Consider the following 10,828-nt stretch of genomic DNA (forward strand, 5'->3'; position numbering starts at 1 on the left):
TCAGGCCAAGCCCTTGAGCATCAGATTCCAGTACAGCGCGGGCAGTCCGTACTTCTTGAGGTACCAGTAGCTGCGGTGCGGCACCGTCGGATCGAGGCCCGGGATGGACGGGGTGAGCTGCATCGAGTAGTCGAATTCGGCCAGCAGCATGTCGTGCGCCGAGGTGACGATCGGGCAGGACGCGTACCCGTTGTACTCGGCGGTCAGCGGCCGATCGGTCAGCAGCGAATCGATGTTCGCGACCACCACCGGTGCCTGTTTGCGAATGGCTGCACCGGTTTTCGAGTTCGGCGACGAACCTGCGTCACCGAGGGCGAAGACGTTGGAGTACCGGACGTGCTGCATGGTGTGCTTGTCGATATCGACATAGCCGTTGGGGTCGCCACCGGTGTACACGGTCGACAGCGGGCTCTCCTTGATCCAGTCCGGCGCCGACTGATGCGGTACGGCGTGCAGCATGTCGTAGGCGAGGATGGTCTCGCTGCCGGCAGCGCCGACCGGTGCGAGGGTGACCTTGCGGGCCGCGGCGTCGATCGAGCGGAGCTCGGTACCGGTGTGCAGGTGGATTCCGTAATCTGCGACAACCTTTTCCAGGCTGTCCGCGATGGCGTCGATGGCGAAGATCCGCGGTGTGGGCACCACGAGGTGGATGTCGATGTCGTCGAGTACGCCGGTCCTGCGCCAGTAATCCGCGGCGAGGTAGGCGATCTTCTGCGGCGCGCCGCCACACTTGATCGGGCCGGTCGGCATGCTGAACACCGCTGTGCCCGAGGTCATATTGCGGATGAGGTCCCAGGTGCGTGGTGCCAGGTCGAACCGGTAGTTGGACGAAACACCGTTCTTACCAAGCGTTTCGGAGAGTCCTTCGGTGCGGTCCCAGTCCAGCTGGATGCCCGGGCAGACCACCAGCACGTCGTAGGAATACGAGACGCCGTCGGTGCAGGTGACGGTGTTGCGTTCGGGATCGAACGTCTTTGCCGCCGAGCGGATCCAGACCGCGCCCTTCGGCAGCACCGAGGCCAGGGGGCGCGCGGTCTGCTGCGCCTGCGCCTGACCACCTCCGACGAGCGTCCACAGCGGCTGGTAGTAGTGCGTGTCCGACGGTTCGATGATCGCGACGTCGCGATAGCCCTTGCGCAGCAGGCGGGCCGCGACGGTGATGCCGGCGGTTCCGCCACCGATGATGAGGATCTCGTGCTTGGTGGTCATATCAGAGCTCTTTCTGTTCAGGCGTTCTGGGTTGCATTGGTCCACGCGGTGTAGCCTCCGACGATGTCGCTGACATCGGCGAAGCCGCGTTGGCGTAGGAGGCTTGCGGCCACCGATGAGCGGTAGCCGCCTGCGCAATACACGACGGTCGGTGCGTTCGCGTCGAGTTCACCGACCCGTTCCGGCAGTTGGCGGACCGGGATGTTGACGGCGTCGGGGATCATGCCGGCAGCGGCTTCGCCCGGGTTGCGGACATCGACGATCTGCAGGCCCTCGATCGCCGCGGCCCGCTGCCCGAACGCCACCGCGGTGAGCCGAGATGCCACCCGCACGTCGTCGCGGTGTTCGAACATGGTCCGCTCGGGATCGGCGAGATATCCGATCACCCGGTCGAATCCGATCCGGGCGAGCCGGTTCTTGCCCTCGAGCTCCTGTCCGGGCGCGGTGACCAGGACGATGTCGGTGTCGGGCCGCACCACCGAACCCGCGAATTCCGCGTAGCGGCCTGCCAACCCGATGTTGATGGCGCCACGCAGATGGCCCTGCGCGAACTCTTCGGGGCTGCGCCCGTCGATCAGCATCGCGCCGCGGGCCACGGCTTCGGAGATCTGTCGGTAATCCATGGCGGGTGGTAGCTCGGTTTCGTCGAGCAGGGCGCGGTCCTTGCGGTTCAAGATCGCGTCGTAGACGAAGTAGCCCGGCGCGGGCAGCTGTCCCTCGGTCACCAGATCGATGAAGCTCTGCTTGTCGGGCGCGCGCAGCGCATAGTTGGTGCGCTTCTGGTCGCCGATGGTCGACCACAGGTCGGTGGACAGGTTCTTGCCGCACGCCGATCCCGCGCCGTGCGCGGGGTAGACGCGGGTGTCGTCGGGCAGCGGCATGAGCTGTTCGTGCAGCGAGGCGTAGAGGCTCTCGGCCAGTTCCTCGGCGGTGAAGCCGATCGAGGCGAGCAGATCGGGCCGGCCGACGTCACCGATGAACAGGGTGTCGCCGGTGAGCACGCCGTAGGGGGCGGTTCCGGGGCGTTCGTACACCACGATGCTCATCGACTCCGGGGTGTGGCCGGGGGTGTGGCGGAACTCCAGCATCACGTCTCCGAGTGAAATGCGTTGGCCGTCCTCGACTCCCATGAAGTCGAACTCGGGCGCGGCGACTGACGAGTACACGATCGTCGCGCCGGCGGCCTCGGCCAGCTCGAGGTGGCCGGACACGAAGTCGGCATGGAAGTGGGTCTCGATGACCAATTCGATCCGCAAGCCCAGTTCGTCGGCGTCGGTGAGGTACTCCGCGACGTCGCGTTGCGGGTCGACCACGACGGCGCGTCCGGTGGTCTCGTCGCCGATCAGATACGACGCGTGCGACAGGCAGTCCAGGTAGTACTGGATGAACTTCATGGTCTTGATCCCTTCGTCGGCAGTCTGTGGTTATACCCTGGGGGGTATGCATCTGATGGCAAATATACCCCCGGTGGTATCAGTGTCAAGGCAGTCGGCGAGGGCCGGACGGTGACCCGGCGGTTGCGATGGAGTTCACGGCGGCCCGCTTCTGTGAGATCTGTCCGGCTCAACCGGCTGATCACAAAGTTATGGGCCTCAGAGGGTGCGGCGGATCGGGCGAAACGTGTGTTTGCTCCAGCCGCCTGTGGGGCAAATCATGCAGACGCGCAGCAGTCGACGCCCGTGGAGGCATGCCTCGACACGGGGGCGTCAAGCCGCGATGCGGCACATCAGTGCGGCTGGGTCAGGCAGCGAACTCGGCGCTGCGTGCAGCCAGAGCTTCCTCGTAGCGGTCCAGCACGGTGGCTGCCACAAGACGGTGGGGGCCGAGCGGCTCGGCCATCGGAATCCCTGCGGCACAAGCGAACTCGGCCACCCGATCGGTGATCCTGCCGTGCGCCAGGAACCACGGCGCGATCACCAGGCGCTGCGCGCCACGGGCGCGTAGCGCCTCGACGGCCTCGGGCAGTGTCGGGGTCTGGCCGGTCGCGAAAGCGACCTGAACACCGGCCCAGCGAGTGCCTTCGGCCATGGTCTCCGCCAGCGCGGCGGTACGCGCGTTGGCGGCAGGATGCGACGAGCCGACGCTGGTGAGCAGCACGCCGAGCTCACTGTCGAACCGGGACACGCCCAGTGCCGCCAGCCGCTCCCGCATCACCTGCAGCAGCCGGGGGTCTTCACCGAGGACATCGGCCTGGATGACATCGGCACCCGACTCGGCGATCAGCGCGGGAATGTCGGTACGCGCGTGATAGGCACTGGCCAGCAGTAGTGGCACCACGACTGAGCCGGCCGCGGCGTCAGGCAGCACATCGGTCAGGATCGGGGTGTTCTGCTCGCAGAATGCCACCTGCACCGCGGTATCGGGCAGCAGGCGCCGCAGATGTCCCGCGATGGCATGGGCATTGGCCGCCGATCGTGGATCTTTGCTGCCGTGGGCGGTCAGCACCAGCGACGTCACGAGGCGTGCAGCCCGCATTCTGTCTTGGTCTGCCCGGCCCAGCGGCCGCTGCGCGGATCGGCGCCCGCAGCAGGCTTGCTGGTGCACGGCGCGCACCCGATGGACGGATAGCCTTCGTAGACAAGAGGGTTGACGAGGATGTCGTTGGCCTCGATGTAGGCCTGCATCTGCTCGTCGCTCCACGCTGCGATCGGATTGATCTTCACCAGACCGAAGGCGGCGTCCCAGCTGATCAGTGGCGCGTTGGCGCGCGTCGGCGCCTCCACCCGGCGGATGCCGGTCACCCACGCCGAGTACCCGGCCAGCGCCTTGCTCAGCGGCTCGACCTTGCGCAACCGGCAGCACTCACCGGCGTTGCGGGCGAAGAGGTCCTTGCCCAGGAGTTCGTTCTGCTCGGCGACCGTGTGCTCGGGGTGGACGTTGACCACGTTCACGCCGTACACCTGCTCGACGGCATCGCGGGTACCGATCGTCTCGGCGAAGTGGTAACCGGTGTCGAGGAACAGCACGTCCACGCCGGGGCGCACCTTCGCGGCCATCTCGACCAGCACCGCGTCCTGCATGTTGGAGGCCACCACGTAATTGCCTGCGAAGTGCTTGTCGGTCCAACGCAACAGTTCCTCGGCACTGGCGTCGGCCAGTTCGGCTGCGCCGCGCTCGGCGAGCTCCCGCAGTTCGTTCTCCGTCAAGATCGTCACCTCGTCTGTCGGCTCTTCGCGCAAGCGACTCATCGCCCCATTCGGCTCTTCGCGCAAGCGACTCATCGCAAGTCCGCTTCGTCGGCCCGTACGGCCCACTGGGCGAAACGCTCGCCGCCCTCGCGTTGTTTCACGAAGTTGCGGACAACCCGCTCGATGTAGTCGCCGAGCTCGGAGGCCAGCACCTTGTGCTGGCGCAGCTTGCGCCCGAAACCGCTGTCCAGACCCAGGCTGCCGCCGAGGTGCACCTGGAAGCCTTCCTCCGGGCCGTTGCCCTCGTCGACCATCTGACCCTTGAAGCCGATGTCGGCGACCTGGATACGGGCGCATGAGTTGGGGCAGCCATTGAGGTTGACGGTGACCGGCACGTCCAGCTCGGCGTTGAGGTCGCCCAGCCGCGCTTCCAGCTCGGGAACCAGCGCCTGGGCCCGGCCGCGGGTGTCGGCGAAGCTGAGCTTGCAGTACTCGATGCCGGTGCAGGCCATCAGGTTGCGGCGCCAGTGCGACGGACGGGTATCCAGGCCCAGCGCCTCCAGGCCGTCGCGCAGCGCGTCGACCTTGTCGTCCGGCACGTCGAGGATGATCAGCTTCTGATAGGCGGTCAGGCGGGCCCGATCGGCGCCTGCGGCCTCCATCAGATCGGCGACCTTGGTCAGGATCGTGCCCGAGACGCGCCCGGCGATGGCCGAGGCACCGACGGCGTTGAGGCCGTTGCGGATCTTCTGCACGCCGACGTGGTCGATGGTGTGCGGCACCTGCTCGGGTGCCGGGCCGTCGATGAGGGGACGCTTCAGGTATTCCGTCTCCAGAATTTCCCTGAACTTCTCGGTGCCCCAGTCCTTGACCAGGAACTTCAGCCGGGCCTTCGAGCGCAACCGGCGGTAACCGTAATCGCGGAAGATGCCGGTGATGCCCTGCCAGACCTCGGCCACCTCGTCCAGCGGCACCCACACGCCGAGGCGCTGCGCCAGCATCGGGTTGGTCGACAGCCCGCCACCGACCCATACGTCCAGACCCGGACCGTGCTCGGGATGGTTGGCGCCGATGAACGACACGTCGTTGATCTCATGGGCGACGTCCTGCAGGCCCGAGATCGCGGTCTTGAACTTGCGGGGCAGGTTCGAGAACTCCGGGTTGCCGATGAAGCGCTGCTCGATCTCGCGCAGGGCGGGCGTCGGGTCCAGCACCTCGACCAGCGAATCGCCGGCCAGCGGCGAGCCCAGCATGCCGCGCGGGCAGTCGCCGCAGGCTTCCATGGTCTGCAGACCGACCTCTTCCAGCCGCCGCCAGACCTCCGGGATGTCCTCGATCTGCAGCCAGTGGTACTGCAGGTTCTCCCGGTCGGTGATGTCGGCGCTGTCGCGGGCGAAGTCGACCGAGATCTGTCCGAGGGTCCGCACGGCCTGCGCCGAGAGCGCCTTGCCGTCGGTGCGGACGCGCATCATGAAGTGCTTGGCTTCGAGCAGGTCGGCGTTGTCGTCGCCGGTCCAGGTGCCGTCGTAGCCCTCGGTGCGCTGGGTGTAGAGACCCATCCAGCGGAACCGGCCGCGCAGGTCGTCCTTGGCGATGGAGTCGAATCCCTGCTTGGAATAGACGTCGATGATGCGGGACCGCACGTTGAGCGCGTCGTCCTCCTGCTTGAACGCCTCGTTGGGGTTCAGCGGGTCGCGACTGCCAAGTGCCCACTGGCCTTCGTCGCGGGTCTTCGCGGGGCGAGGTTTGGCCTCAGTCTGGACTTCGGTCATGAGGTGGCTCCTAGGCTGGAGCCGGCTACTGGATCGCGCGAAATCACCGGTGGGGCTGTCCGGCGGCGCAGATCCGGCGGCCAGCTGAATGTAATGGGCGGGCGGGGTCCGAAATCAACGCAGGATCAAGGCAGACAGCAACAGCTACATACGCGCTTGAAATCGACATGCCGCCGTGCCACCAGCAGAACGCGGGTGGTGCTGTTACGGGCGGGGGTCACGCACGCTATTGTGCCACGATTGTCGCCACCTGCCCTAACCGGGCCATATTTGCGCTCGCGGTGAGCGAAAGTCGTCGCTGCACAAGTCTGGGAAAATTGTTCGCATGAGTACCCGTACCGCGCCCGCACGCGGGCCGTTCGGCATCTACATCCACGTGCCGTTCTGCGCGACCCGCTGCGGATACTGCGACTTCAACACCTACACCCCGGGTGAGCTGGGGGGTGCCAACCCCGACGGTTGGCTGGCCGCGCTGCGCATCGAACTCGAGCTGGCCGCCGCCCGGGTCGGCGCCGTGCCGGTGCAGACGGTGTTCGTCGGTGGCGGCACTCCGTCGATGCTCGGCAGTGACCGGCTGGCCGCGGTACTCGGCGCCGTGCGGGACAACTTCACGTTGGCACCCGCCGCCGAGGTGACGACCGAGGCCAACCCTGAATCGACGTCGCCGGAGTTTTTCCGGGCGCTGCGCGACGCCGGCTACACGCGGGTTTCCCTCGGCATGCAGTCGGTGGTCCCACACGTTCTCGCGGTTCTGGACCGCACACACTCGCCCGGGCGGGCGCTGGCCGCGGCCGGCGAGGCTCGTGCGGCCGGGTTCGACCACGTCAACCTGGATCTGATCTACGGCACCCCGGGCGAGTCCGACGACGATCTTCTGCGCTCCATCGATGCCGCGGTGCACGCCGGGGTCGACCATGTCTCGGCGTATGCGCTGGTGGTCGAGGACGGTACGGCGCTGGCCCGGCGGGTCCGCAAAGGAGACGTCGCCGCGCCCGACGACGACGTGCTCGCGCAGCGCTACGAACTGCTCGACGCGCACCTCTCCGCCGCGGGATTCCAGTGGTACGAGGTGTCCAACTGGAGCCGGCCCGGTGGTGAGTGCCGGCACAACCTCGGCTACTGGCAGGGCGGCGAATGGTGGGGTGCGGGTCCGGGCGCGCACGGATTCCTGGGCACGACCCGGTGGTGGAACATCAAGCATCCCAACGCATACGCCGAAGCCCTTGGTCGCGGTGAGCTGCCGATCGCCGATTTCGAGGATCTCGACGTCGGTGCCCGCCATACCGAGGACGTCATGCTGCGGCTGCGGCTGCGCGACGGCTTGGCGCTCGGTCTGCTCGACGGTGACGAGCGATCGCGAGTGCCGGGGTTGGTCGACGAGGGACTGGTCGTGAGCGCTGGCGAGCGGCTGGTGCTGACCGACCGTGGCCGGCTGCTGGCCGACGGCGTGGTGCGGACGTTGCTGGCATAACGCGCATCACAGTCTCGGCCGCCGGCGTAGCCCGCCCACCTAAGCAAGGTTAGGCTACATTTACTTCTCGTGTCCCAGGTGAGTAGCGCGGCATCAGAGTCAGTCGAGTCCATCGCCCTTGAGCTACCGCCGGGCGTGAATCCGATCGACCTGGTGGCCGAGCTGGCCCGGGCGCTCCCCGAACGTGACGGCGAGGACTACGTCGGTTACGAACGCGACGGCGAGTGGACGCTGGCCGTGGGTGTGGATGCCGTCATCGAACTCGACTCCGACGAGTTACGGGTCATCCAGGACGGGGTGGTGCGCCGCCAGACCTGGACCGGCACGCCCGGCGCTGCACTGGGCGAGGCTGTCGACCGTATGCTGCTGGAAACCGACCGGCTGTTCGGCTGGGTGGCCTTCGAGTTCGGCACCTACCGGTTCGGTCTGCAGCAGAAGTTGGCGCCCGGCACGCCACTGGCCAGGATCCTTCGCCCCCGAACCCAATTCGTCATCTCCAACGACCGGATCCGGTTGGTCGGCGCGGACGACCGGCAGATCGAGACGCTTCGCCGGCTGCTCGCCGAAGGGCTCGGGGAGATTCCGACGGCCAGAGCCGTCGACGTGCGCCGCGACGCGGCCGGCTATCGCGGTCGCGTCGCCACCGCCATCGACGAGATCATCGGCGGGCGCTATCAGAAGGTCATCTTGTCGCGGCGGCTCGATGTGCCCTTCGCCGTGGACTTTCCGGCCACCTACCGCGTGGGTCGGCATCACAACACCCCCGCGCGCTCGTTCCTGTTGCACCTCGGCGGGATCCGAGCGCTGGGCTACAGCCCCGAACTCGTGGCGGCGGTGCGGGCCGACGGCACCGTGCTGACCGAACCGCTGGCCGGCACAAGAGCTTTCGGCCTCGGCCCGGACCACGACCGGGCCGCCCGTCAGGATCTCGAGTCGAACCCGAAAGAAATTGTCGAGCACGCCATTTCGGTGCGCACCTCGGTGCAGGAGATCACCGAGGTCGCCGAGCCCGGCACCGCGGTGGTGCTGGATTTCATGACGGTGCGCGAGCGGGGGAGCGTTCAGCACCTCGGCTCGACGGTCGGTGGGCAGCTGCTCCGCTCGATGGACCGGATGGACGCGCTCGAAGCGTTGTTCCCGGCGGTCACGGCGTCCGGCATTCCCAAGGCCGAAAGTGTCGACGCCATCCTGCGTCTCGACGAGGGCCCACGCGGCCTGTATTCCGGCGCGGTGGTGACCTTTTCGGCCGACGGTGGCATGGACGCGGCCCTGACGCTGCGGTCGGCCTACGAATCGGATGGCCGCACGTGGCTGCGCGCTGGTGCGGGCATCATCGCGGACTCCACGCCTGACCGTGAGTTCGAGGAGACCTGCGAAAAGCTCACGACGCTCGCGCCGCATCTCGTGCCGCGCGCCTGAGGTTCACCGAAACGGACGCCAGGGTTGCTCTCACACCGCGGGAACGACCCTGACGTCCGTTTCGCGCTCACTTGGTCAGCTGCGCGACGATCGCCTTCTTGTCGATCTTGCCGACGGCTGTGGTCGGCAGAGTCGTCATCGGCACCAGCACATCGGGCCGGGCATGTGACGCCACGCCGCGGCCCTCGAGGTGGCTGTGCAGTTCGGCCAGCGTCGCCGGTGTTCCCGTGAAAACCACGGCAGCGCAGATCTTCTCGCCCAGATAGTCGTCGGGCAGCGCGACCGCGGCGGCCGACCAGACCGCGGGGTGGGTGAGCAGATGCTCCTCCAGGTCCAGCGCCGAGACGTTCTCACCGCCGCGCAGGATGACGTCTTTGACGCGGCCGGTGACCTCCAGGTACCCGCCCTGGCTGCGCCGCACCCGGTCGCCGCTGCGGTAGAAACCGTCGGGAGTGAACGAGCGCTCGTTGGCAGCCTCGGCGTTGAAGTAGCCGTTGATCGTGTACGGCCCGCGCACCAGCAGCTCGCCCTCGTTCCCGGCCGCGACCTCATGGCCGTCCTCGTCGACGACGCGCACCTCGTCGGCGGGGCACAAGGGCCTGCCCTGGGTGGTCTCCACGATCTCGGCGGGGTCGCCGATGCGGGTGTAATTCAGTAGTCCCTCGGCCATTCCGAACACCTGCTGCAGCCCAGGTGTCAGGGCGGTCCGCACCAGCCGGGCATCCTCGGCGGCGAGCTTCGCACCACCGACCTGCAACAGCCGCAATGACTTCGGTGCCAACGGTTCCCAATCGCAGGCCTGCGCCCAGAGTTTCGCCAGCGCAGGCACCAGTGCGGTGACGGTGACGCCGTGGGCGTCGATGGCCGCGAACGCAGCCTCCGGGCTCGGATCTGCGGTGAACACTGTTGTGGCGCCGACGCTGAGCGCCCCGAGCAGGCCGGGGCAGGCCAACGGGAAGTTGTGTGCGGCCGGCAACGCCACCAGATACACGTCCTCGGCACCCAGCTCGCACAGGGTGGCACTGGCGGTGCAGTTGTAGACGTAGTCCTGGTGGGTGCGGGGGATGAGTTTGGGAGCCCCGGTGGTCCCGCCGGACACCAGCAGCAGCGCCGGGCCTGCGAGCTCGGGGTCGATATTGGGGACAGGCCCGGTACCCGTGCGCGACACCGTCGTCCAGGACAGGAACCCCTCCTGGTTCTCCGGCAGGTTGCCGTGGACGAGTACGTGGCGCACGTGCGGATGTGCCGCCGTGAGCTCGGCGGCCATGGTGCGGTAATCGAATCCGCCGGCGGTGTCGGCGATCAGCAGTGCCACGGCTTCGCTGACTTCGGCGAAGTGTGCGAGCTCGGCGAGCCGGTGGCCGGGCAGGCACATCACCGGCACCGCGCCGGCACGCAACAGCCCGAACAGGGCCACGGCGAATTCGGCGGAATTGGGCAGCTGCAGCAGCACTCGATCGCCCGGTTGAATGCCGAGCTCGGCGATGCCGGCGGCCGCACGGTCGGCGAGTGCGTCGAGCTCGGCGAAGGTGCGTGTTTCGGTCGGATCGGCGATCGCGGTTCGGTCCGGCCACTGCGCAGCGGCGTCTCGCAGGAGCGAGTCCAGGCGTCGATCAGCCCAATAGCCGGCCTCGCGATAAGACTGCGCGCGGTCGGCGGGAAAAGCGGTGAAGCCCTGCCGCAATGCCGATTGAGCTGCGGGTTCGGTTGGCTGGGCAGTGGTCGGAGTCACGTCGAGGCACCTCGGGGTAGGCGTGTTCGGTCACCCGAATATAGGGTAGCCTCCACAAAGTTAGGGCAGCCTGCGCTAAATCATCTGTCGTCAGTCG

The 10,828-nt window shown here is 67.4% G+C and carries 9 protein-coding genes; 2 read left to right on the top strand and 7 right to left on the bottom strand.

Annotation, left to right across the window (positions count from 1 at the left end):
- The 6 genes from BTO20_RS12360 to BTO20_RS41335 form a co-directional block, all read right to left on the bottom strand.
- The gene (locus tag BTO20_RS12360; protein WP_087076211.1) at positions 1-1,209 is read right to left on the bottom strand and encodes an NAD(P)/FAD-dependent oxidoreductase; all 1,209 of its coding nucleotides are present in this window, start codon (positions 1,207-1,209) and stop codon (positions 1-3) included.
- Positions 1,210-1,226: 17 nt separating this feature from the next.
- Complete coding sequence (locus BTO20_RS12365) at positions 1,227-2,603, bottom strand: MBL fold metallo-hydrolase (RefSeq protein WP_087076213.1); 1,377 nt, start codon at positions 2,601-2,603, stop codon at positions 1,227-1,229.
- A 346-nt stretch (positions 2,604-2,949) separates the two neighbouring features.
- Complete coding sequence (locus BTO20_RS12370) at positions 2,950-3,684, bottom strand: sirohydrochlorin chelatase (RefSeq protein ID WP_087076215.1); 735 nt, start codon at positions 3,682-3,684, stop codon at positions 2,950-2,952.
- A complete protein-coding gene (locus BTO20_RS12375) occupies positions 3,663-4,397 on the bottom strand; it encodes a phosphoadenylyl-sulfate reductase (protein WP_087076217.1) in 735 nt (244 codons plus the stop codon). Before BTO20_RS12375 ends, BTO20_RS12370 begins: the two co-directional genes overlap by 22 nt.
- Before the next feature lie 29 nt (positions 4,398-4,426).
- Positions 4,427-6,109, bottom strand: a complete 1,683-nt coding sequence (locus BTO20_RS12380) for a nitrite/sulfite reductase (RefSeq protein ID WP_087076219.1) — start codon at positions 6,107-6,109, stop codon at positions 4,427-4,429.
- 125 nt (positions 6,110-6,234) lie between these two features.
- Positions 6,235-6,459, bottom strand: coding sequence for an Ms4527A family Cys-rich leader peptide (locus BTO20_RS41335; protein ID WP_408632170.1), 225 nt, complete (start codon positions 6,457-6,459; stop codon positions 6,235-6,237).
- Between BTO20_RS41335 and hemW the strand changes: the two genes are divergently transcribed.
- Entirely contained in the window at positions 6,435-7,580 is a 1,146-nt protein-coding gene (gene hemW, locus BTO20_RS12385) for a radical SAM family heme chaperone HemW (protein ID WP_087076221.1), read from the top strand. The genes BTO20_RS41335 and hemW overlap by 25 nt on opposite strands.
- A gap of 69 nt (positions 7,581-7,649) precedes the next feature.
- Entirely contained in the window at positions 7,650-8,999 is a 1,350-nt protein-coding gene (locus BTO20_RS12390) for a salicylate synthase (RefSeq protein WP_087076223.1), read from the top strand.
- A 67-nt stretch (positions 9,000-9,066) separates the two neighbouring features.
- Here the strand turns inward: BTO20_RS12390 and BTO20_RS12395 are convergent, their stop codons facing one another.
- Positions 9,067-10,731, bottom strand: a complete 1,665-nt coding sequence (locus BTO20_RS12395) for a (2,3-dihydroxybenzoyl)adenylate synthase (RefSeq protein ID WP_087076225.1) — start codon at positions 10,729-10,731, stop codon at positions 9,067-9,069.
- Positions 10,732-10,828 lie beyond the last annotated feature (97 nt).

Origin of the sequence: Mycobacterium dioxanotrophicus (assembly GCF_002157835.1) — a bacterium.
In the GTDB taxonomy this organism is placed as follows: Bacteria; Actinomycetota; Actinomycetes; order Mycobacteriales; family Mycobacteriaceae; genus Mycobacterium; species Mycobacterium dioxanotrophicus.

Coding starts and splice junctions, on each gene's coding strand:
- hemW (WP_087076221.1), top strand. CDS start 6,435: ATGAGTACCCGTACCGCGCCCGCACGCGGGCCGTTCGGCATCTACATC.
- BTO20_RS12370 (WP_087076215.1), bottom strand. CDS start 3,684: ATGCGGGCTGCACGCCTCGTGACGTCGCTGGTGCTGACCGCCCACGGC.
- BTO20_RS12365 (WP_087076213.1), bottom strand. CDS start 2,603: ATGAAGTTCATCCAGTACTACCTGGACTGCCTGTCGCACGCGTCGTAT.
- BTO20_RS12360 (WP_087076211.1), bottom strand. CDS start 1,209: ATGACCACCAAGCACGAGATCCTCATCATCGGTGGCGGAACCGCCGGC.
- BTO20_RS12380 (WP_087076219.1), bottom strand. CDS start 6,109: ATGACCGAAGTCCAGACTGAGGCCAAACCTCGCCCCGCGAAGACCCGC.
- BTO20_RS12375 (WP_087076217.1), bottom strand. CDS start 4,397: ATGAGTCGCTTGCGCGAAGAGCCGACAGACGAGGTGACGATCTTGACG.